Raw genomic sequence first — 22,659 nt, forward strand, 5'->3', positions numbered from 1 at the left:
TCTCCCGGCCCGTGACGTGCAACCGCGCGGCGATCTAGTCGACGGTGGCGGCCGGCTCGTTCTCGAAGCGCCCGTCCAGCTTCGCCACGAGTCCGGTGACCTGGCGGGCGATGTCCGGAGCGGTCAGGCCGATCTCGGCCATGATCTCCTTGCGCAGCGCGTGGTCGAGGAAGCGCTGCGGGATGCCGAAGTCGCGCAGCGGCACGTCGACGCCGGCGTCGCGCAGGGCCTGCGCGACGGCGGCGCCGACGCCGCCGGTACGGCCGTTGTCCTCGACGGTGACGACCACCCGGTGGCGCTCGGCGAGCGGGGCCATGGCCTCGTCCACCGGCTTCACCCAGCGGGGGTCGACCACGGTCGTCGAGATCCCCTGCTTGTCGAGCAGGTCGGCGATCTCCAGGCACATCGGGGCGAGGGCGCCGACCGAGACGAGCAGTACGTCCGGCCGGGTGACCTCGGCGCCGGGGGCGCGCAGCACGTCCATGCCGCCGATCCGGCCGACGGCCGGGACGGCCGGTCCGACGACGCCCTTGGAGTAGCGCACGACGGTGGGGGCGTCCTTGACCGCGACGGCCTCGCGCAGCTGCGCGCGCAGCTGCTCGGCGTCACGCGGGGCGGCGAGCCGCAGGCCCGGGACGACCTGGAGGATGGACATGTCCCACATGCCGTTGTGGGAGGCGCCGTCGTCACCGGTGACGCCGGCCCGGTCCAGGACGAAGGTGACCCCGCACTTGTGCAGGGCGACGTCCATCAGGACCTGGTCGAAGGCGCGGTTGAGGAAGGTCGCGTAGACGGCGAAGACCGGGTGGACGCCGCCGCTGGCCAGGCCCGCCGCGGACGTGGCGCCGTGCTGTTCGGCGATGCCCACGTCGTAGATGCGGTTCGGGAAGGCCTCGGCGAACTTGTTGAGGCCGACCGGGTGGAGCATGGCGGCGGTGATGCCGACGATGTCCTCGCGCTCGTGGCCGAGCTCGACCATCTCGTCGGCGAAGACGGAGGTCCAGCTGGCCGCGGCCGTCTTCACGGGCAGACCGGTGTCCGGGTGGATCACGCCGACCGCGTGGAAACGATCCGCCTCGTGCTCCAGGGCCGGGGTGTAGCCCCGTCCCTTCTGGGTGAGGCAGTGCACGATGACCGGGCCGCTGAAGCGCTTGGCGCGCGTCAGGGCGGACTCCAGGGCCTCGATGTCGTGGCCGTCGATGGGCCCGATGTACTTCAGGCCGAGGTCCTCGAACATGCCCTGCGGGGCGATGAAGTCCTTGAGGCCCTTCTTGGCGCCGTGCAGGGTCTCGTACAGCGGCTTCCCGACGACCGGGGTGCGCTCCAGGAGGTCCTTGCCGCGGGCCAGGAAGCGCTCGTAGCCGTCCGTGGTGCGCAGGGTCGCGAGGTGGTTCGCGAGGCCGCCGATGGTGGGGCCGTACGAACGCTCGTTGTCGTTGACGACGATGACCAGCGGGCGGTCCTTGGCGGCGGCGATGTTGTTCAGCGCCTCCCAGGCCATGCCGCCGGTCAGCGCGCCGTCGCCGATGACGGCGGCGACGTGGTGGTCCTCGCGGCCGAGCACCTCGTTGGCCTTGGCGAAGCCGTCGGCCCAGCCCAGCACCGTGGAGGCGTGCGAGTTCTCGATCACGTCGTGCTCGGACTCGGCGCGGGAGGGGTAGCCGGACAGGCCGCCCTTGCTGCGCAGGTCGGAGAAGTCCTGGCGGCCCGTGAGCAGCTTGTGGACGTAGGCCTGGTGGCCGGTGTCGAAGAGGACCTTGTCCTTGGGCGATTCGAAGACCCGGTGCAAGGCGATCGTCAGTTCGACCACGCCGAGGTTGGGGCCGAGGTGCCCGCCGGTCTTGGAGACGGCGTCGACGAGGAAGGACCTGATCTCGGCCGCGAGCTGGTTGAGCTCCTCCTGGCCGAGCCCGTCCAGATCGCGCGGTCCCTTGATGCGGGTCAGCAGCACCCGTGCCTCCTTGCAGTTGCTTGCCGGGCTGTCGAGTCTAATGTTCCGCCCGCGGGGGCGGTCATCGGGCGGTACCGCGAGGGTCACACCTTTGTCATACCTGTACACCTCATCCGGGAATCACACCTCCCAAACGGGCGTATATCCGTACAGTTGTGCGCATCGATCTACGCACAGGTGCCCGGTGCCACACGAAGTGGCACCGGGCACTGTGACGGGTCTTACCGTCCCGCATGGCCCCGGGGGGCCCGCGGTCAGGCGCGTCCTGCGGTCTTCTGGGTCTTGCGCGTCACCGAGTCGATGACGACCGTGGCCAGCAGTACGGCGCCGGTGATCATGTACTGGATGGGCGTCGCGATGCCCTCCAGGGCCAGACCGTACTGGATGGAGGTGATGACCATGACGCCGAGGAGGGCGTTCCAGGTCCGGCCCCGGCCGCCGAAGAGGCTGGTGCCGCCGATGACGGCCGCCGCGATGACGTTCATCAGCAGGTCGCCGGCGCCGGCGCTCTGGTTGGCCGCCGCGATCTTGGAGGCCCAGAAGAGCCCGCCGACGGCGGCGAAGGTGCCGGCGATGGAGAACACGGCGATCCGGATCCCGGCCACGTTGATGCCCGCGCGGCGGGAGGCCTCGACGCTGCCGCCGAGGGCGAAGACGTTGCGGCCGAAGGTGGTGCGGCGCAGCAGGAAGTCCGTGCCGACCAGCGCCACCACGAAGAGCACCACCGCGAGCGGCAGGCCCTTGTACTGGTTGAACACGACGGCGGGCCCGAAGGTGAAGAGCGCGAGCACGCCGGTGCGCAGCAGGATCTCGGTCAGCGGCCGCGAGGGGACCCCGGCGGCCTCCCTGCGGCGGTTGTCGAAGAAGGTGGCGAGGAAGTATCCGGCCACGGCGAGCGCCGCCAGACCGTATCCGGCCGCCACGTCCGAGAAGTAGTACGTGGTCAGCTGGCCGACGACGCCGTCGGGGTCGAGGTTGATGGTGCCGTTGCTGCCGAGGATCTGCAGCATCGCGCCCGACCAGAACAGCAGGCCGGACAGGGTGACCGCGAAGGCCGGGGCGCCGATCTTGGCGAAGAAGAAGCCGTGGATCGCGCCGATGAGGGCGCCGCCGGCGACGGCGGCGAGGATCGCGAGCCACTCGTTCACGCCGTGGGTCACGGCGAGGACGGCGACGATCGCGCCCGAGACACCGCTGACGGAGCCGACGGAGAGGTCGATCTCGCCGAGCAGCAGCACGAAGATGATGCCGACGGCCATCATGCCGGTGGCGACCATCGTGATCGCGATGTTGGTGAGGTTCTCCGGGGAGAGGAAGTTCGAGTTCAGGCTCTGGAAGATGCTCCAGATGACGATCAGGCCGAGGACGACCGGGAGGGAGCCCAGGTCGCCGGCCTTCAGCTTGCGCCCGAACTCGTTGAGGTAGCCGCTCAGGCCCTGTTCGCGCACGAGCAGGCGGGGGTCCACGGCGGGGATGGCGTCCGCCGCCGCTGCCGGGTTGACCGGGTCGACGTGCTGCTGCGTCCCCTTGTCGAGGGGGTCGGCGGCAGGCTGGTGGGTGCTCACTTGCGGGCCTCCCCGGTACGGGCCGCCCGGCGGGTCACGGCGTTGTCCGTGGCCCCGGTGATGGCGGAGATGATCTCTTCCTGCGAGGTGTCGGCGACATCGAAGACACCGTTGTTGCGGCCCAGCCGCAGCACCGCCACCTTGTCGGCGACGGCCTTCACATCGGCCATGTTGTGGCTGATGAGGATGACGGCGTGGCCGCGCTCGCGCAGCCGCTCCACCAGGTCGAGGACCTGTGCGGTCTGCTCGACGCCGAGGGCGGCGGTGGGCTCGTCGAGGATGACGAGCTTGGGCTCGCCGAGCATCGAACGGGCGATCGCCACGGTCTGGCGCTGACCGCCCGAGAGCGAGGCGATGGGGATCCGGACACTGGGGATCCGGATGGACAGGGTGGTCAGGAGCTCGCGGGCGCGGCGCTCCATCTCCACCTCGTCGAGGACGCCGAAGCGCTTGAGCTCACGGCCGAGGAAGAGGTTGCCGACGACGTCGATGTTGTCGCACAGCGCGAGGTCCTGGTAGACCGTCGCGATGCCCAGGTTCTGGGCGTCGTGGGGCTTGCCGATGGAAACCGGACGGCCCTCCCACTCGATGACGCCGTCATCGATGGGGTGCACGCCGGCGATCGTCTTGACCAGCGTGGACTTGCCGGCGCCGTTGTCGCCGACCAGGGCGACCACCTCACCGGAGTGGATTTCGAGTTCTACGTCGGTCAGGGCCTGGACGGCGCCGAACCGCTTCGAAACCCCTCGCAACGCCAGCACGGGCGCAGCGGACACATGAACCATCTCCTTCGCCGCCTGACCGGCGGGGATGTCGTGCAAAAGAGCAGGAGCGGGGCGGATGGGGGGACACGGAAAGAAGGTGAATCGTTTCTGCCCGGCGCCCCGCAGGTGGCGGGATGAAGGTGCGGGGCGCCGGGCAGGCGCGGGGGCGTCTCGCGGGAGGAGACGCTTCTTCACGGGAGCGTTCGCGCGCGGGGCCTCGGAGGGCCTCCTCGGGGCCCCTCGGGGACCCCGGCGGACGGACCTACTTCAGGCCGAGGGTGGCGCAGGCGGCCGCGTACTTGTCGGTGCAGATCTCTTCGACCGTGTAGACGCCGTCCTTGACGACGGTGTCCTTGATGTTGGTCTTGGTGAGCGAGACCACCGGGATCAGCACGGACGGCACGGCCTTGGTGGTCGGGCTGTCGATGTTGTTGTTGATGATCCCGTCGATCTTCTCGCCCTTGGCGAGGGCGACGGCCATCTCGGCGGCGGCCGAGGCCTCCGGGGCGTACGGCTTGTAGACGCTCATGAACTGCTCGCCCGCCACGATGCGCTGCACACCGGCGAGTTCGGCGTCCTGGCCGGTGACCGGGGGAAGCGGGGAGAGCCCGGCGGCCTTGAGGGCGGTGATGATGCCGCCGGCCATGCCGTCGTTGGCGGAGTAGACGCCGATCACCTTGTCCTTGCCGAGAGCCGAGAGCGCTCCCGCCATGTTGGTGTTGGCGTTCTCCGGCTTCCACTCCTTGGTGTCGTACTCCTTGCCGATGGTCACCTTGCCGTCGAGGACGGAGTGCGCGCCCTTCTTGAACAGCGCGGCGTTCGGGTCGGTGACGGAGCCGTTCATCATGACGATCTGGCCGTCCTTGGCCTTGTCGCCCAGGGCCTCCAGGAGCGCCTTGCCCTGGACCTTGCCGACCTCTTCGTTGTCGAAGGAGGTGTAGGCGTCGATCGGGCCCTCGGCCAGGCGGTCGTAGGCGACGACCGGGATGCCGGCGTCCTTGGCCTTCTTGACCGCGCCGGCGATGGCCTTGGCGTCGACCGCGTCGACGATCAGGACGTTCACCTTGTTGGTGATCATCGTGTCGACCTGCGAGTTCTGCGTGGTCGCGTCCTGCTTGGCGTTGGCGTAGACGACCTCGGCCTTGCCGCCCGTGAGATCGGCGACCTTCTTCTCGATCAGCGGCTTGTCGAACTTCTCGTAGCGCGCGGTCTGGTTCTCCGGCAGGAGCAGACCGACCTTGATCGCGTCACCGGCGGCGGCACCCGTGGGCTTCTTCTCCCCGCCCGCTTCCTTGGCACTGCCACAGGCGGCCAGCGAGACGGCCATGGCACCGGCGGCGACGGCTACGGCGGCTCTACGCATACGCGTGTTCATTGGTTGAACCTCCCTGACGAGGCCGCAACACCGCGGCCGAGGTGGGTGTGAGTCAACCCCGGCCGCGAGTTTGTCGTCAAGGAGTGAATCCTTAACGAGATGACAACGGTGCCATCCGTTATCTAACTGAAGACATGACTGCGGGGGCGCGTACTCCGATCCCATTTTCCGCCAAAAGCGTCGAATCGCCCATCTCGCTGAGTACGAGGGCCAGTGCGCCGAGCACTTCCGCACGGCCGCCCAGCGACCCCGTCAGCACCGACAACTGCCGGGCCGCGCTGGGGATCGCGTACCTCCCCACGGATTCGCGGATCGGGGCCAGCACGAGCTCGCCCGCCTCGGCCAGCGAGCCCCCCAGCACCACCCGGCTCGGGTTCAGGAGGTTGCAGAGGCTGGCCACCCCGCTGCCCACGTGCCGCCCGACGTCACTGATGACCCGGCGGCAGCCCGGGTCCCCCTCCCGCGCCAGCTCGACCACGCGCTCCATCGTCAACTCCGGGCCGTGACTGCCCTGGAGGAGCGGCAGCACGTAGCGGGCGGCCGCGAAGGTCTCCAGGCAGCCGCGGTTGCCGCAGCGGCAGACCGGACCGGACTCGTCCAGGGTGATGTGCCCGATCTCCCCGGCGGTGCCGCCCGGTCCCCGGTAGATCTGCCCGTTGATCACCAGGCCCGCGCCCACGCCGCTGGCCACCTTGATGTACGCCAGGTCCTTGACCCCCCGGCCGCTCCCCCAGACCAGCTCGCCGAGCGCCCCGAGGTTCGCGTCGTTGTCCACGTAGACGGGCACGCCGAGGCGCTGCGAGAGTTCCCGGCGCGGATTGATCCCGGCCCAGCCCGGCAGGATCGCGGTCGAGCCCAGGGTGCCGGACTCCACGTCGATGGGGCCGGGGACGCCGAGCCCGACGCCGATGACCTTGTCCCGGCCCACGCCGACGCCCTCGATCAGCCGGCCGACCAGCGCCTCCGCCCGGTCGAACCCGTCCACCCAGGAGGCGTCCACGTCCAGCGGCTCGGTCTCCTCGGCCAGCACCTGGTGCGCGAGGTTGCCGACGGCCACCCGCAGGTGGGTGTGGCCGAAGTCCACGCCGATCACGATGCCCGCGTCCCCGCTGAGCGAGACGCTGCGGGCCCGCCGGCCACCGGCCGAGGTGTCCGTGACCTCGACGGTCCCGCCCTCCTTGAGCTCACGGACGATGTTGGAGACCGTGGCCGCCGACAGTCCGGTGGTGCGGGCGATCTCCGCCTGGGTCAGCGAACCCGCGAGGCGCACGGCCCGCACGACGCGTTCGAGGTTCGCGCGATGCAGCGAGGACTGCGATCCGGGAGTCTGCACGACTCATCCACTCCTGCCCATAAGCGACGGCCAGCCGTCGCCCCCCGGCCGGTCGTCGCGGCTGCGTGCTCCGAGACCCCGGCGTCTCTCCAACTTGTGAACCTTAAGTCGAGCCTTTGGGTATCCAGACGTCAAGAGGCTGACGCAGCACGAATCGGACACCAGCGGCCAAAAGGAGGAACAGGGGTCTCCTGGATCGTGCTACGGTCGCTGAGGCGCCGGTCCTCTGCGGCCTTTCCGGCCGGACCTGGCGACCTGTGATGACGGCGCTACGCAAGGAGGTGTTCGGGATGAGTCCCGATCGAAGTCTTTGCAGCGCTCGTGTCCGCTGACCCGTTGATCAGCTGACCTCCACCTGAAAGCGCACGGCGGTACTCCGCCGTCTGCGTGCATCCTTTCACTCCTTCCGCATGCCCTGCACCTCGTGACGGGCTGCGTCACCCATGCCCTGCGGCGCGTCCCCGGCCTTCCGCGCCCCCGCGCGCCGCACCACGATCACTCCACGTGACCGATCGGCTCCGTGCCGCCCGGACACCCGTGGAGGGAGGTATTCGTCATGACCATGCTCACCCCTCGTTCCCCCACGAAGCTCGCCCCGCCGGGCCGCTCCCGCCGCGAGCGCAAGGCCGCCGAGCTCGAAGCCGCCACCCGCCTCGTCGGCGAGCGCCTCGCCGCCATCAGCTCCGCCCCCGCCGTCAGCGCCCTCCAGGGCGCGGACACCTCGCGCAACGGCCTCACCCACGCCGAGGCGGCGCTGCGCCTGGGGCGGCACGGCGCCAACACCGTCGCCCACGAGCGCGCCCCGCACTGGTCCGTCCAGCTCGCGAAGGCGTTCTGGAACCCCTTCATCGGCGTACTGGTCTTCCTGGCCGCCGTCATGTTCTGGCAGGATCCCGCGGACCCCGGCGTTCTCATCCTCTCCGTGATGGTCGGGCTCAGCGGACTGCTGCGCTTCTGGCAGGAGTACCGCTCCGGCCGGGCCGCCGAGGCGCTGAAGAAGCTCGTCACCACCACCTGCGCGGTGCAGCGCCGGGCCGGCACCGGCTCGGGCCCCACCACCTTCGAGGTGCCCATGGACCAGGTGGTCCCGGGCGACCTGGTCAAGCTGGCCGCCGGTGACCTGATCCCGGCCGACCTGCGGATCATCCGCTCGAAGGACCTGATGGTCTCCCAGGCCGCGCTCTCTGGCGAGTCCCTGCCGGTGGCCAAGGCCGACACCCGCGCCGACGACCTCGGCCAGCACACCACCACCGACCCGGTGGAGGCCGACAACCTCTGCCTGATGGGCACCTCCGTCACCTCCGGCACCGCGACCGGCGTGGTCGTCGCCACCGGCGCCGACACCTACTTCGGCTCGATGGCCGGCTCGCTGGTCGGTGAGCGCCCGCAGACCAACTTCGACAACGGCGTGCGCCGGGTCAGCTTCCTGCTGATCCGCTTCATGCTGGTGATGGTCCCCGTCGTCTTCATGATCAACGGCTTCACCAAGGGCGACTGGAACGAGGCCTTCCTCTTCGGTGTCGCCGTCGCGGTGGGCCTGACCCCCGAGATGCTGCCGATGGTGGTCTCCGCCAACCTGGCACGCGGCGCGGTGGCCATGTCCAAGCGGAAGGTCGTCGTCAAGCGGCTCAACGCGATCCAGAACCTGGGCGCGATGGACGTCCTGTGCACCGACAAGACCGGCACCCTCACCGAGGACCGGATCGTCCTGGACCGCTACCTGGACGTCCACGGCAACGAGGACGCGGAGGTCCTGGAGTACGGGTACCTCAACGCCCACTTCCAGACGGGCCTGCGGAACCTGATGGACCAGGCGGTCGTCGACCGCGTGGACGAGGCCGAGGAGGTTGTCGTCGACGCACGGTTCTCGATGGTCGACGAGATCCCCTTCGACTTCGCCCGGCGCCGGATGTCCGTGGTCCTCAACCGCAACAGCGTGCTCGGCGCGGGCGGCCGTGCCGAGCACGTGATGATCACCAAGGGTGCGGTCGAGGAGGTGCTCGGCCTGTGCACCCATATGAGGGACCGCGGCGAGAGGGTCGAACTGACCGAGCAGCTGCGCTGGCACGTCACCCGGATCGCCGAGGACAACAACCGGCGGGGGCTGCGGGTCCTGGCCGTCGCCACCCGTACGGTCGCCGCCCCGCGCGACACCTACTCCGTCGCCGACGAGGACGGTCTGACCCTGATCGGCTTCCTCGCCTTCCTCGACCCGCCGAAGGCCTCCGCGGCCGCGGCCCTGCGCGGCCTGGCCGACAAGGGCATCGCGGTCAAGGTGGTCACCGGCGACAACGAGCTGGTGGCGGCCCGGGTCTGCGCCGACGTCGGCATCGAGGTCGGCCACGTGGTCGCGGGCGCCGAGCTGGACGGCCTCGACGAGGCGGCACTGCGCGCGCTGGCCGCCCGTACGACGGTCTTCGCCAAGGTCAACCCGGTCCAGAAGGCCCGTATCGTGCGGGCCCTGCAGGCCGAGGGGCACACGGTGGGCTTCCTCGGGGACGGGATCAACGACGCGGCGGCACTGCGTGACGCCGACGTCGGCATCTCGGTCGACACCGCCGTCGACATCGCCAAGGAGTCGGCGGACATCATCCTGCTGGAGAAGGACCTGACGGTCCTGGAGCAGGGGGTCGTCCAGGGCCGGACCACCTTCGGCAACACCATCAAGTACATCAAGATGACGGCCTCGTCGAACTTCGGCAACGTCTTCTCGGTGCTGGTGGCCAGCGCCTTCATCCCCTTCCAGCCGATGCTCGCGATCATGCTGCTGGTGCAGAACCTGGTCTACGACATCGCCCAGCTGGCCACCCCGTGGGACCGGATGGACGAGGAGTACCTGCGCAAGCCGCGGAACTGGGACGCCAAGGGCATCTTCCGCTTCATGGTGACCATCGGGCCCATCAGCTCGGTCTTCGACATCGCCATGTTCGTGATCATGTGGAACGTCTTCTCCGCCGACAGCGAGGCCGCCCAGTCGCTCTTCCAGTCCGGCTGGTTCGTCGAGGGCCTGCTCTCGCAGACGCTGGTCGTCCACATGATCCGCACCCGCAGGATCCCCTTCCTCCAGTCGCGCGCCTCCTGGCCGGTGATGGTGATGACCGTCCTCGCGGTGCTGACCGGACTCTGGCTGCCCTTCTCCCCGCTGGCTCCCTCGCTGGGCTTCGTGGCCCTGCCGGCGAGCTACTTCCCCTGGCTGGTCGTCGTGCTCCTCGCGTACTGCACGCTCACCCAGCTGGTGAAGACCTGGTACATCCGCACCTTCAAGACCTGGCTGTAGGAAGGGGGACGGGCCGATGACCCTGCTCACGGAGTGGGAGATGGCCGGCCACCTGGCGGCCGCGCTCGGATTCGGGGCGGTCATCGGCCTGGAACGGCAGTGGCGGGCCCGGATGGCGGGCCTGCGCACCAACGCCCTGGTGGCGGGCGGGGCCGCCCTGTTCGTGCTGCTCTCGCAGTACGGGTTCCTCGGCGCGGTCTCCGAGGTGAACTACGACGGCTCGCGGGTCGCCGCCCAGATCGTCTCCGGGATCGGCTTCCTGGGCGCCGGTGTGATCATGCGGGACGGGCTGAGCGTACGGGGCCTGAACACGGCCGCCACCCTGTGGTGCTCGGCGGCAGTGGGCTGCCTGGCCGGGGTGGGCCTGTTCGTCCTGGCCGCCTTCGGCACGGCGGGCGTGGTGGGGGCGAACCTCCTGCTGCGCCCGCTGGGCCGGCGGCTCGACCGGGAGCCGCGCGGCGGGGCCGAGGTGTCCGTCGACTACCACTTCGAGGCGGTCTGCCCGGAGACGGAGGAGGCCCACGTCCGCCACCGGCTGGCCGACGCGCTGGGCCGGCCCGGCTACCGGCTGCGGGAGATCCGCAGCCAGGACGGCCCGGTGCCGGGACAGGTGACGGTGTCGGCGCTGCTGACCGCCGAGGGAGAGGGGTGCCGGGCGCTGGAGGAGGCGGTGGGCAACCTCTCGCTCGATCCCTCGGTCTCGGCGGTCGGCTGGTCGGTGGTGCCCGACCCCGCGGGCTGACGGACGGGCCACGGGCGGGCTGACGGGGCGGGCTACTTGAGCGTGGCGGAGGTCAGTCCGGCCTGGATCTGGCGCTGGAAGGACAGGTAGACCACCACCATCGGGATGATCGCGATGGTCACGCCGGCGAACAGCACCGGCAGATCCGTCTCGTACCCCATCTGCTGCTGGAGCTGGATCAGCCCCTGGGTGAGCAGGTAGCGCTCGGGGTCCGAGCCGCTCTGGGGCTGCATCAGCACGGAGGGCAGGATGTACTGGTTCCACTGCCCCAGGACATTGAATATCCCGACGCTGATCAGGCCGGGCTTGGCCATCGGCAGCATCACCTGGAAGAAGATCCGGGTGTCGGAAGCCCCGTCGATCACCGCCGCCTCGTGCACCGCCGTCGGCAGGGTGCGGAAGAAGGAGTGCATGAAGAAGACCGTGAACGGCATCGAGTAGGCGACGTACACCAGGATCAGCCCCTGGTAGCTGTTGAGCATGTCGAGCCGCTTGACCATGAAGAACAGCGGGACGAGCGCCAGGAAGACGGGGAACATGGCCCCGCTGACGAAGAAGTAGTAGATGAGGCGGTTCCCCCGGAAGGGGTACCGGGCCAGCACGTAGGCGGCCATCGAGCCGAGCAGCATCGTCAGCGGGACCGAGAACACCATCACGATCACCGTGTTGGCGAAGTAGTCGCCGATGCCCTTGTCCCAGGCGCGGACGAAGGCGTCGAAGTGCCAGTTGGAGGGCCAGCCGAGGGCCGATCCGCCGATCTGGGAGTCGGTCTTGAAGGAGCCGAGCATCAGCCAGAACAGCGGCAGGACGATCAGTATCGCCCAGACGGCCAGGAAGCCGTGGGAGAAGACGTTGAGCGCCGTTCCGTCGGAGCGGCGGCCGCCGCCCTCCCCGGTCCGGCGGCCGCTGCCCCCGGACCGCTGCGCCCCGGCCTCGCCGGGCGCCTTGATCACTGTGGTCATGGTGTCTCCCGCTCAGAACTCGATGCGCTCGCGGCGGGTGGCGCGCAGCGTGACGACGGACAGGATCATGGTGAGCACCAGCATGACCACGCCCATGGCGCAGGCGTATCCGCTCTTGCCGAAGTAGAGGAAGTTGCGCATCAGCACGGTCGCCATGACCTCGCTGTGGTGGTCCGGCCCGCCGCCGAACGAGCCGGAGGTCATGGTCGACACCAGGACGAACATGTCCATCGCGGCGATGCCCAGGTAGACCGCCGAGGTCTGTACGGAGTCCCAGAGCAGGGGCAGCGTGACCTTGACGAAGGTCTGGGCCCGGCCGGCGCCGTCCAGCAGGGCGGCCTCGTAGATGTCCTTGGGCACGGACTGCATGGCCGCGGAGAAGAGCACCAGGTAGAAGCCGACGCCGTGCCAGACCACCACGAGCAGCAGGCACCAGAGCACCAGGTTCGGCTCGTTGAGCCATTCGACCGGGTGCGCCGGGTCGACCAGGCCCAGCCCGATGAGGAAGCCGTTGAGCAGGCCGCCCTCGTCGCTGCGGTACACGGCGCCGAAGAGGACCGCGAGGATGGCGAGGGAGAGGACCTGGGGGAAGAAGTAGACGATCTTGTAGAAGGCGGAGCCCCGGACCCCGCGGACACCGCCCGCCCCGCTGCGCCCTCCCGCGTTCACCATGAAGGCGAAGAAGAGGGCGAGCAGGATGGTCAGCGTCGGGACGAACACCAGGAGCAGCAGGTTGTGCCACAGGGCGCCGAGGAAGACCTCGTCCTTCATCAGGGCCGTGTAGTTGTCCAGGCCGATGAAGCCGAACGTCGGCGACTGGCCGGACCAGTTGGTGAAGGAGTAGCCGAACGTCTGGATGTACGGCCAGATGACGAAGGTCAGGTACAGCGCGAGGGGCAGGACGAGGAAACCGGCGATGAAGCCGACCCGCCCTCTGCTCGTGGCTACTTGGCTCATGGGTGTCCGTCCCTGGGACGCGGTGTCAGCTGCGGTGGTTGTTCTTGGCGTTCGGGTCCTTGGCGGCCTTGTCTACCGCAGCCTGGGCCCGCTTGATCCACTCCTTTGGCTGGATCCGCTTGGCCATCAGCTCATTGGACGCGTCCTGGATCTCGGTGTCCATCGCGCTGTACCAGTCGGGGTACAGGTAATTGAAGGTGTTGTCCCCGGCCGCCTTGAGCGCCGTCACGGCCGACTGGGTGCCCGGCCGCAGCTTGACCTTGGGGTCCACGCCGTCCTTGACCACGGTGAGCGAGTTGGCCTGCTGGGCGAAGAGCGTGGACCATTCGCGGGAGAGCATCGACCGGACGAACTCCAGGCCGCCGGCCTTGTTGGCCGCCTTCTCCGGGACGATGAAGGGCTCGCCCGCACCCGCCCGGATGGCCTCGAAGGGCAGCTTGCTGTCGGCGAGCAGCGGGACCGGCAGGAACTGCATGTCGAAGTCGTCGGGGGTCTGCTTGAGCTGCTCGTTCTCCAGCCAGGAGCCCGAGGGGATGAAGGCCGCCTTGTACTGGTTCCAGGCGGTCTGCGACTCCGTGTGGGTGAGGCCGTTGGTGCCCGGCATCAGCAGGTCCTTCTCGACCACCTCGTACACGGCCTCGACCGCGGCAAGGGCGGCGGCGTTGCCCTCGAAGGCGTTCGGCTCCAGGTTGTCGATGGCCTTCATCGCCTCCAGACCGCCCTTCTTGGCGATCAGGTCCATGATGACGACGTTGATGTAGTACGGGTACTTGCCCTGGTGGGCGAGGCCGCCGAGGCCGGCGTCCTTGGCCTTCTTGCAGACGTCGAGGAACTCGTCCCAGGTCTTGGGCGCCGTCCAGCCCTTCTCCTTGAAGAGCTTGCCGGAGTACCAGAGGCCGAACACCGTGTAGACGTAGTTGAGGGCGACGAACTTGCCGCCCTGCATGCCCTGCTCGACGGTGCCCGCGATCAGCGTGTCCCGGACCTTCTTGGACGGGTCGTCGAGCGAGGGGGCGTCGAGCACCGGGGCGAGGTCGGCGAGCTGACCGGCCTTGGCGAGGACGTCCAGCTTGATCTTCTGGGCGCCGGAGTCGTCGACCACGTCCGGCGGGGTGCCGCCGTTGAAGCGGGTCTGCAGCTTTCCGGTGATCTCCTGGGTGCCCAGGTGGCTGCTGGTGGTGCCCCACTTCTTGTCGAAGGCGGCCTCCCAGGCCTTCGCGTAGTCGTCGCCGAAGCCCCCCTTGAAGACGACGACGTCGAGCTTGCCGCCCTTGGCGACGCCGAAGGGGTTCTCCTTGGTCACCGCCGCCTTGTCCGGGCCCTTGGTGGAGCCGTCCTCACCGCCGGAGGCGCAGGCGGACAGGAAGCTCATCGTCGGTACCGTGATCAGTCCGAGTGCGGCCGAGCGCTTGATCAGATCGCGGCGGCCGAGGCCCTCACCAGTGGATCCCATGCTCATGTCCTCGCCTTCGTCAGAAGTGTGAAGGAGGCCGGGAAACACGGCCGTTGCCGTGCATGCGGACGCGCCGCAGGTCCCCGCCCGTCCCCCGGTCCGGAGCCGCTCGTGGCGCGGTGGGCCGGACGCGCACAGGTATAGTCCACTTCCGTTCGTGTGAGCAAGATCATGCACACGGTTGTCCGTCAGCTTTTCCGAGTTGAGACCTCCCCGAAACCTGGCTTCCGGCCAAATAAGCGAAAGGGCCGTACCCCCTCGTCGGGGATACGGCCCTTCGGTGCCGCCGGAATCAGCGGCCGCGGGTTCAGCCGCGGATGAGGTTCCGCAGGACGTACTGCATGATGCCGCCGTTGCGGTAGTAGTCGGCCTCACCCGGCGTGTCGATGCGGACGACCGCGTCGAACTCCACACCGGTGTCGGTGGTGACCTTGACCGTGCGCGGGGTGGTGCCGTCGTTCAGCTCCTCCACACCGGTGAAGGAGAAGGTCTCCTCGCCGGTGAGGCCCAGGGAGGCCGCGGTGGCGCCCTCGGGGAACTGCAGGGGCAGGACGCCCATGCCGATCAGGTTGGAGCGGTGGATGCGCTCGTAGGACTCGGCGATGACGGCCTTGACGCCGAGCAGCGCGGTACCCTTGGCGGCCCAGTCGCGGGACGAGCCCGAGCCGTACTCCTTGCCCGCCAGGATGACCAGCGGGATGCCGGCGGCCTGGTAGTTCTGGGAGGCGTCGTAGATGAAGGAGACCGGCGCGCCCTCGACGGTGAAGTCGCGGGTGAAGCCGCCCTCGGTGCCCGGCGCGATCTGGTTGCGCAGGCGGATGTTGGCGAAGGTACCGCGGATCATGACCTCGTGGTTGCCGCGGCGGGAACCGTACGAGTTGAAGTCGCGGCGCTCGACGCCGTGCTCCGTGAGGTACTTGCCGGCCGGGGTGTCGGCCTTGATCGCACCGGCCGGGGAGATGTGGTCGGTGGTGACCGAGTCGCCCAGCTTCGCCAGCACGCGCGCACCGGCGATGTCGGAGACCGGGGTGGTCTCCATCGTCATGCCCTCGAAGTAGGGGGGCTTGCGGACGTAGGTGGACTGCGGGTCCCACTCGAAGGTGTTGCCGGTCGGGATCGACAGCGCCTGCCACTGGGCGTCGCCCGCGAAGACGTCCTGGTAGGACTTGCTGAACATGTCCTCGCCGATGGCGTTCGCCACGACGTCGTTGACCTCGGCCTCGGACGGCCAGATGTCCTGGAGGAAGACCGGCTTGCCCTCGGTGTCGGTGCCGATGGCGTCCTTGGTGATGTCCACCTTCATGGAGCCCGCGATGGCGTACGCGACGACCAGCGGCGGGGAGGCCAGGTAGTTCATCTTGACGTCGGGGTTGATGCGGCCCTCGAAGTTGCGGTTGCCCGAGAGGACCGAGGTGACCGCGAGGTCGTGCTCGTTGATCGCCTTCGAGATCTCCTCGTCCAGCGGACCGGAGTTGCCGATGCAGGTGGTGCAGCCGTACCCGACGAGGTTGAAGCCCATCTTGTCGAGGTACGGGGTCAGGCCGGCCTTGTCGAAGTAGTCGGTGACGACCTTCGAGCCCGGGGCCAGGGTGGTCTTGACCCACGGCTTGCGGGTCAGGCCCTTCTCGACCGCCTTCTTGGCCACGAGCGCCGCGGCGACCATGACGTAGGGGTTCGAGGTGTTGGTGCAGGAGGTGATCGCGGCGACGGTGACGGCGCCGTGGTCGATCTCGAAGGAGGTGCCGTCGGCCAGGGTGACCTGGGTCGGGCGGGTCGGCACGCCGTTGAGGGCGGCCGGGGCGTCGGACGCCGGGAAGGACTCCTTGCCGGCCTCCTCGTCGTCGGAGACGTAGTTGCGCACGTCGACGGCGAACTGCTCGGCGGCGTTGGCGAGGACGATGCGGTCCTGCGGGCGCTTCGGGCCGGCGATGGAGGGGACGACCGTGGAGAGGTCGAGCTCCAGCTTCTCGGAGAAGTCCGGCTCGGCGGCCGGGTCCAGCCACAGGCCCTGCTCCTTGGCGTACGCCTCGACGAGCGCGACCTGCTGGGCGTCGCGGCCGGTCAGGCGCAGGTACTTCAGGGTCTCGCCGTCGATCGGGAAGATCGCGGCGGTGGAGCCGAACTCCGGCGACATGTTGCCGATGGTGGCGCGGTTCGCCAGCGAGGTGGCGGCGACGCCCTCACCGTAGAACTCGACGAACTTGCCGACGACGCCGTGCTTGCGGAGCATCTCGGTGATGGTCAGCACGAGGTCGGTGGCGGTGGTGCCGGTCGGCAGCTCGCCGGTCAGCTTGAAGCCCACGACGCGCGGGATCAGCATGGAGACCGGCTGGCCGAGCATCGCGGCCTCGGCCTCGATGCCGCCGACGCCCCAGCCCAGCACGCCCAGGCCGTTGACCATGGTGGTGTGCGAGTCGGTGCCGACGAGGGTGTCGGGGTACGCCTGGCCACCCCGGACCATGACCGTGCGGGCCAGGTGCTCGATGTTGACCTGGTGGACGATGCCGGTGCCCGGGGGGACGACCTTGAAGTCGTCGAAGGCGGTCTGGCCCCAGCGCAGGAACTGGTAGCGCTCCTTGTTGCGGCCGTACTCCAGCTCGACGTTCTGCGCGAAGGCGTCCTTCGTGCCGAACTTGTCGGCGATGACCGAGTGGTCGATGACCATCTCGGCGGGCGAGAGCGGGTTGATCTTCGCCGGGTCGCCGCCGAGCTCCTTCACGGCCTCACGCATGGTGGCGAGGTCCACGACGCAGGGGACGCCGGTGAAGTCCTGCATGATCACGCGGGCCGGCGTGAACTGGATCTCCTCGCTGGGCTGGGCCTGCGAGTCCCAGTTCCCGAGCGACCGGATGTGGTCGGCGGTGATGTTCGCGCCGTCCTCGGTGCGGAGCAGGTTCTCCAGCAGCACCTTCAGGCTGTAGGGAAGGCGGGCAGCGCCTTCGACCTTGTCCAGCCGGAAGATCTCGTACGACTCGTCGCCCACCTGCAGCGTGCTGCGGGCGTCGAAGCTGTTCGCCGACACGACAGTCTCCTTCATGCATGAATTCGCGCGTATTACCGCAATCCTGCCGCGAGGCACTCTGGCCAATCCGCTAAGGTAAGGCTAAGTTAGGTAACCCTTACCAGCGGGACGGCTGCGGTACGTCTTGGGCAGATATCTCGATGTCGAGATAACTCTAGTACATGAGAGGGGCCAGGGACGAGGCACGCACCCTCAGCCCCGCCGGGACCGTCAGCCGGCCAGGCGATTCCGCATGCCCGGATTCGATCAACTTGACCAGGGACGAAACCGCCGATTCGGCGATCCGCTCCGGATCGAAGGTGACGGTGGTCACGGAGGGTTCGTTCTCGGCGTACCCCGGATCCTCGCTGGCGCACACCAGCAGCAGCCCGTCCTCCGCCGGGCCTCCACCGGGAATCCGGATGCCGTGGCGCGCGGCGGCGGCCAGCACCTGCCTGCCTCCCGGGTCGTACACGCAGTAGACGGCGTCGGGCCGTTCCGGCCCCGCGAACGCGGCGTCGAAGGCGTGCCCGGCCGCGTCGTTGGGGTCGAAGGCGACGACGAGCGGGCTCCGCCCCCGCTCGGCGCACCACTGTTCATAGGCCGACGTGACGGCCCCGGTGTAGAACTCGCGGCCGTAGCCCGCGTGCAGCGCGATCCGCCGGGCGCCGGAGGCCGCGAGGTGGTCGAGCACCTCGCGGGTGGTGGCGGTGTGGTCGTTGTCCACCCACACGTCCCCCGGGCGGGGATCGACGGGGGGCCCGTCGAAGACCACCGGCAGGCCGCGCGCCCGCAGGGCCCGCAGCACCGGATCGCCGGCCGGGCTGTCGAGCAGCAGGATCCCGTCGACCGCCAGGGTGTGCCACAGCGGCTCGGCGCCCCGGTCGGCGGGGAGCGTGGTCAGGGCGTACCCGTGGGCGTGCGCGGCCGAGGTGGCGGCGATGAGCAGCCGGGAGAAGTAGGCGATCCGCGCGAAGTCCCAGGCGAACCCCGCGTACGTGGTCACCGCGATGCCGATGCTGCGGCTGTGCGGGCCGCGCCGGGCCCCGTACCCGAGCGCCCCGGCCACCTCGCGCACCCGGCGGCGGGTGGACTCGCCGAGGCGGCCGGTGCCGTTGAGCGCGTGCGAGACGGTCGCGGTGGAGACCTCGGCGGCGCGGGCGATGTCGGCGAGGGTCGGGCCGGGAACGGGCGCGGGTGCGGGCATCGGGGAGGACGCGGGGCCCGGGACGGGGATGGGCACGGGGCCATCGTACGGATTTCGTCGCCCGGGACGGGTTCTGGTTAAGGCGTTAATCAATCAGCGTCCTGCCCACGCCAATGTTTGGAGTGCGCATGCAGTCTTCTCCCACGCCCCGGCCCGCCCGGCCCGCCCGGTCCCCCTTGTCCCCCTTGTCCCCCTTGTCCCGTCGGGGGCTCCTCGCCGCCGCCGGGGCAGCGGGTGCGGCGGGCCTGCTGGGCGCGGGCCCCGCCGCGGCGGCGGCCGCCGCGTCCTCCGCTCCCTCCGCTCCCTCCGCTCCCTCCGGCGGACGCGGCTCGGCCGCCCTGGTGGTCCGCAACGCCTCGGTGTTCACCGGGACCGGCCACCGGGAGCCCGTACGGGCCGTCGCGGTCGGACGGGACGGAAGGATCCTGGCCACCGGGACGGACGCGGCGCTGCGCCGGTACGTGGGCCGGGACACCGAGGTGGTCGACGCCGGCGGCAACACCGTGATGAGCGGCGTCCACGACGGCCACGTCCACCCGCTCGCCGCCGGGGAACGCTCGCTGTCCCCCTCGCTGGACGGCGCCGAGACCACCCGCGAGGAGCTGCTGGAGATCCTGACCGGCTTCCTCGCGGACACCGGCGGCCCCGCGGCCGAGCCCGACGGCTGGCTCGTGGTGGAGGACTGGAACCCGGTGGGGCTGCTGCCCACCGGCACCGAACCGCACCACTCGGTGCTGGACGCGCTCCCGACCCGCCGCCCGATCGCCCTCGTCGGCGGCGACGGGCACAACCTGTGGGCCAACCAGCGGGCCCTGGACATCGCCGGGATCACGGCGGCCACGCCCGACCCGGTCGGCGGCAAGGTGGTCAGGGACGCCTCCGGGAAGCCCGCCGGCGTGCTCAAGGACGACGCGCAGGAGCTGGTGAAGCGGCACGTACCGGAGCACACTCCGGCCGAACGGCTCGCGGCGTGCGCCAAGGTGCTGGAGCTGGCGGCCGCCGCCGGGGTCACGACGATGATGGACGCCCTGGTGGGACGGCACGAGCTGGAGCTCTACCGGGCGCTCGCGGCGGCGGGCCGGCTGCCGCAGCGGATCGTGCCCGCGATCCGGCTCTCGGCGGAGCAGGCGAAGGACCCGGCGGGCTCGCTGGCGTACGCGCGCGGCCTGCGGCGGGAGTTCGAGGGGGTGCCGGGGCTCCGGTTCGGGATGATCAAGGTCTTCCTGGACGGGGTCATCGAGTACCCGGCGCAGACGGCCGCCCTGCTGGAGCCGTACCTCGACGGGCACGGGAAGCCGACCGCGAACCGGGGCGAGCTCTACACCTCGGCGGCCGACTACGGCCGGCTCAGCGCCGCCTTCAACCGGGCGGGCTGGCAGATGCACGCCCACGGACTCGGGGACCGGGCGGTGCGCGCCGCCCTGGACGGGTACGCGTACGCCCGCCGGGTGACGGGGCACCGGGACGCCCGCAACGCGGTGGCCCACCTGCAGCTCGTGGACCCGGCCGACCTGCGGCGCTTCGCGCAGCTGGGCGTCGCGGCGTGCATGCAGCTCCAGTGGGCGACGAGCGACGTCTGGACGCAGGAGGCGCTGCTCCCCTACATCGGTCCCCGGCGGCACCGGTGGATGTACCCGGCACACAGCCTGGAGAAGGCGGGCGCGCGGCTGACCGGCGGCTCCGACTGGCCGGTGGACGCCCTCCAGGTGTGGAACCAGCTGCGGACGGCGATCGACCGGCAGGGCGCCTCCGGGGCGGGCGATCTGTACCGGGAGGCCGAGGGTCTGAGCCGGGACTCGGCGCTGCGCATGCACACGTCGGGAACGGCGTGGCAACTGCGCCAGGAGGAGCTGACCGGCACGGTCGAGGCGGGCAAGGCGGCGGACCTGGTGGTGCTGGACCGGGACGTGACGCGCTGTCCGGTGGCCGACATCAGCGGGACGGGCGTACGGATGACCCTGGTCGGCGGCCGGGTGGTGCACGACGCCGACTCGGCGTCGGGGCGGGCGGCTTCGGCCCGCGCGGCCCGCGCCGCGGCGGCGGCCTCGCGGCCGGACGCGTACGCGACGGTCCACGGGGGCGGCAAGGGCCGCCACCACTCCTGCGGGCACTGACCGAGGAGGGGGCGGGCGGGGCCGGGGCGCCCCGTCCCGGCCCCGGGCCGTAACCGCCGCCGGCGCCCCGCCGAACGGGCAGATGCTCACACATTGCCCTACACCCTCCCCCGCCCGGAACAACTGCCCGCCGAGGCCCGGGAAGGACGTCCGTCCCCTTTGTCCGCACCCGAGCGGAATGAGCCCACCCGGCCGCTCGGTCCGCCCGTCGCGCACCACGCACGCTCCGGCCCCACCATGGGAGCTGACGACCGATAACACCCGTTCGCCACACCCGGCGCGATCTCCATCTCATATCTGAGATACGGTGCACCCATGGCAGACGACTACCTCGTACGCATCGGCAAGCTCATCCGTGACGCCCGGCAGCACCGCGGCTGGACACAGAGTCAGCTCGCCGACGCACTCGGCACCAGCCAGAGCGCCGTGAACCGCATCGAACGCGGCAACCAGAACATCAGCCTTGAGATGATCGCCCGCATCGGGGAAGCCCTCGACAGCGAAATCGTCTCCCTGGGCTACGCCGGGCCGATGCACCTGCGCGTCGTGGGCGGCCGCCGCCTGTCCGGTGCCATCGACGTCAAGACGAGCAAGAACGCGTGCGTCGCCCTGCTGTGCGCCTCGCTCCTCAACAAGGGCCGTACGGTGCTGCGCCGGGTGGCGCGCATCGAGGAGGTCTACCGGCTCCTCGAAGTCCTGAACTCCATCGGTGTCCGCACCCGCTGGATCAACGAGGGCGTGGACCTGGAGATCGTCCCGCCGGCCCGTCTCGACATGGACGCCATGGACGCGGACGCGGCCCGCCGGACCCGCAGCATCATCATGTTCCTGGGCCCGCTGCTCCACCGGATGGACCACTTCCGCCTGCCGTACGCGGGCGGCTGCGACCTCGGCACCCGCACCATCGAGCCGCACATGATCGCCCTGCGCCGCTTCGGCCTGGACATCACCGCGACCGAGGGCATCTACCACGCGCAGGTCGAGGCCGGGGTCTCCCCCGACCGCCCGATCGTGCTGACCGAGCGCGGGGACACGGTCACCGAGAACGCCCTGCTGGCCGCGGCCCGCCACGACGGCGTCTCGGTCATCCGCAACGCCTCCTCCAACTACATGGTCCAGGACCTCTGCTTCTTCCTGGAGGCGCTGGGCGTCAAGGTCGAGGGCATCGGCACCACCACGCTCACCGTCCACGGCGTCCCCGTCATCGACGTCGACGTGGACTACTCCCCCTCCGAGGACCCGGTCGAGGCGATGAGCCTGCTCGCCGCCGCCGTGGTCACCGAGTCGGAACTGACGATCCGCCGGGTCCCGATCGAGTTCATGGAGATCGAGCTCGCGGTCCTGGAGGAGATGGGCCTCGACCACGACCGCTCGGCGGAGTACGTGGCCGACAACGGCCGCACCCGCCTGGTCGACCTCACGGTCCGCCCCTCCAAGCTCGAAGCACCGATCGACAAGATCCACCCGATGCCCTTCCCCGGGCTGAACATCGACAACGTCCCGTTCTTCGCCGCCATCGCCGCGGTCGCCCAGGGTCAGACCCTGATCCACGACTGGGTGTACGACAACCGGGCCATCTACCTGACCGACCTCAACCGCCTCGGCGGCCGCCTCCAGCTCCTGGACCCGCACCGGGTCCTGGTCGAGGGCCCCACCCGCTGGCGCGCGGCCGAGATGATGTGCCCCCCGGCCCTCCGCCCGGCGGTGGTCGTCCTCCTCGCCATGATGGCGGCCGAGGGCACCTCGGTCCTGCGCAACGTCTACGTCATCAACCGCGGCTACGAGGAACTCGCCGAGCGCCTCAACTCCGTGGGCGCCCAGATCGAGATCTTCAGGGACATCTAGACCGGTCCGGCACCCCCGGCCCCGCGCACCGGCGCAGGGCCGGGGGACGGTCCGGTATAGCCCTCTCATAAGCCCCCCTCCGCACGATCGGGATCCGTGTGCCGTCCGGCACG

The 22,659-nt window shown here is 70.0% G+C and carries 14 protein-coding genes; 4 read left to right on the forward strand and 10 right to left on the reverse strand.

Translation table 11 applies throughout. The annotated features are described in order from the left end of the window. Nucleotides 1-34: 34 nt before the first annotated feature. The 5 genes from dxs to SLAV_RS09860 all read right to left on the reverse strand — a co-directional run bounded on the left by dxs (nucleotide 35) and on the right by SLAV_RS09860 (nucleotide 6,988). Nucleotides 35-1,951, reverse strand: coding sequence for a 1-deoxy-D-xylulose-5-phosphate synthase (dxs, locus tag SLAV_RS09840; protein WP_030234788.1), 1,917 nt, complete (start codon nucleotides 1,949-1,951; stop codon nucleotides 35-37). A gap of 254 nt (nucleotides 1,952-2,205) precedes the next feature. Then, nucleotides 2,206-3,516 (reverse strand): sugar ABC transporter permease, encoded by a 1,311-nt coding sequence (locus SLAV_RS09845; protein WP_030234790.1) that lies wholly within the window; start codon nucleotides 3,514-3,516, stop codon nucleotides 2,206-2,208. Then, on the reverse strand, nucleotides 3,513-4,301 hold the full coding sequence (locus SLAV_RS09850) for an ATP-binding cassette domain-containing protein (protein WP_030234798.1): 789 nt from the start codon (nucleotides 4,299-4,301) through the stop codon (nucleotides 3,513-3,515). Before SLAV_RS09850 ends, SLAV_RS09845 begins: the two co-directional genes overlap by 4 nt. Nucleotides 4,302-4,542: 241 nt before the next feature. Next, complete coding sequence (locus SLAV_RS09855) at nucleotides 4,543-5,655, reverse strand: sugar ABC transporter substrate-binding protein (protein WP_030234801.1); 1,113 nt, start codon at nucleotides 5,653-5,655, stop codon at nucleotides 4,543-4,545. 118 nt (nucleotides 5,656-5,773) lie between these two features. Beyond that, complete coding sequence (locus SLAV_RS09860) at nucleotides 5,774-6,988, reverse strand: ROK family transcriptional regulator (RefSeq protein ID WP_030234803.1); 1,215 nt, start codon at nucleotides 6,986-6,988, stop codon at nucleotides 5,774-5,776. 556 nt (nucleotides 6,989-7,544) lie between these two features. Between SLAV_RS09860 and mgtA the strand changes: the two genes are divergently transcribed. Both mgtA and SLAV_RS09870 read left to right on the forward strand, forming a co-directional pair. Next, nucleotides 7,545-10,265, forward strand: coding sequence for a magnesium-translocating P-type ATPase (gene mgtA / locus SLAV_RS09865; RefSeq protein WP_030234805.1), 2,721 nt, complete (start codon nucleotides 7,545-7,547; stop codon nucleotides 10,263-10,265). Between the two features lie 16 nt (nucleotides 10,266-10,281). Continuing rightward, a complete protein-coding gene (locus tag SLAV_RS09870) occupies nucleotides 10,282-11,007 on the forward strand; it encodes an MgtC/SapB family protein (protein WP_030234808.1) in 726 nt (241 codons plus the stop codon). Between the two features lie 32 nt (nucleotides 11,008-11,039). On the opposite strand, the gene SLAV_RS09875 is transcribed toward SLAV_RS09870, so the two are convergent. From SLAV_RS09875 to SLAV_RS09895, 5 genes are all read right to left on the reverse strand, one after another. Next, entirely contained in the window at nucleotides 11,040-11,969 is a 930-nt protein-coding gene (locus SLAV_RS09875) for a carbohydrate ABC transporter permease (RefSeq protein ID WP_030234809.1), read from the reverse strand. A 12-nt stretch (nucleotides 11,970-11,981) separates the two neighbouring features. Next, nucleotides 11,982-12,926 (reverse strand): carbohydrate ABC transporter permease, encoded by a 945-nt coding sequence (locus tag SLAV_RS09880; RefSeq protein ID WP_030234813.1) that lies wholly within the window; start codon nucleotides 12,924-12,926, stop codon nucleotides 11,982-11,984. A gap of 25 nt (nucleotides 12,927-12,951) precedes the next feature. Further along, the gene (gene ngcE / locus SLAV_RS09885) at nucleotides 12,952-14,379 is read right to left on the reverse strand and encodes an N-acetylglucosamine/diacetylchitobiose ABC transporter substrate-binding protein (RefSeq protein WP_037687863.1); all 1,428 of its coding nucleotides are present in this window, start codon (nucleotides 14,377-14,379) and stop codon (nucleotides 12,952-12,954) included. 307 nt (nucleotides 14,380-14,686) lie between these two features. Beyond that, nucleotides 14,687-17,401 carry an aconitate hydratase AcnA gene (gene acnA, locus SLAV_RS09890; RefSeq protein WP_030234822.1) on the reverse strand — a complete coding sequence of 905 codons (2,715 nt, stop codon included), beginning with the start codon at nucleotides 17,399-17,401 and terminating at the stop codon, nucleotides 14,687-14,689. Between the two features lie 154 nt (nucleotides 17,402-17,555). Then, nucleotides 17,556-18,623 (reverse strand): LacI family DNA-binding transcriptional regulator, encoded by a 1,068-nt coding sequence (locus SLAV_RS09895; protein ID WP_234333743.1) that lies wholly within the window; start codon nucleotides 18,621-18,623, stop codon nucleotides 17,556-17,558. 158 nt (nucleotides 18,624-18,781) lie between these two features. Here SLAV_RS09895 and SLAV_RS09900 point away from each other — a divergent pair, with 158 nt between their 5' ends. Both SLAV_RS09900 and SLAV_RS09905 read left to right on the forward strand, forming a co-directional pair. Continuing rightward, nucleotides 18,782-20,701 carry an amidohydrolase gene (locus SLAV_RS09900; RefSeq protein WP_234333744.1) on the forward strand — a complete coding sequence of 640 codons (1,920 nt, stop codon included), beginning with the start codon at nucleotides 18,782-18,784 and terminating at the stop codon, nucleotides 20,699-20,701. A 315-nt stretch (nucleotides 20,702-21,016) separates the two neighbouring features. Beyond that, nucleotides 21,017-22,546: a helix-turn-helix domain-containing protein gene (locus SLAV_RS09905; protein ID WP_030234828.1), complete on the forward strand. Its 1,530-nt coding sequence runs from the start codon at nucleotides 21,017-21,019 to the stop codon at nucleotides 22,544-22,546. The last annotated feature ends 113 nt before the right edge of the window (nucleotides 22,547-22,659 follow it).

It is taken from the genome of Streptomyces lavendulae subsp. lavendulae (assembly GCF_002803845.1).
GTDB classification, from domain to species: Bacteria; Actinomycetota; Actinomycetes; order Streptomycetales; family Streptomycetaceae; genus Streptomyces; species Streptomyces lavendulae.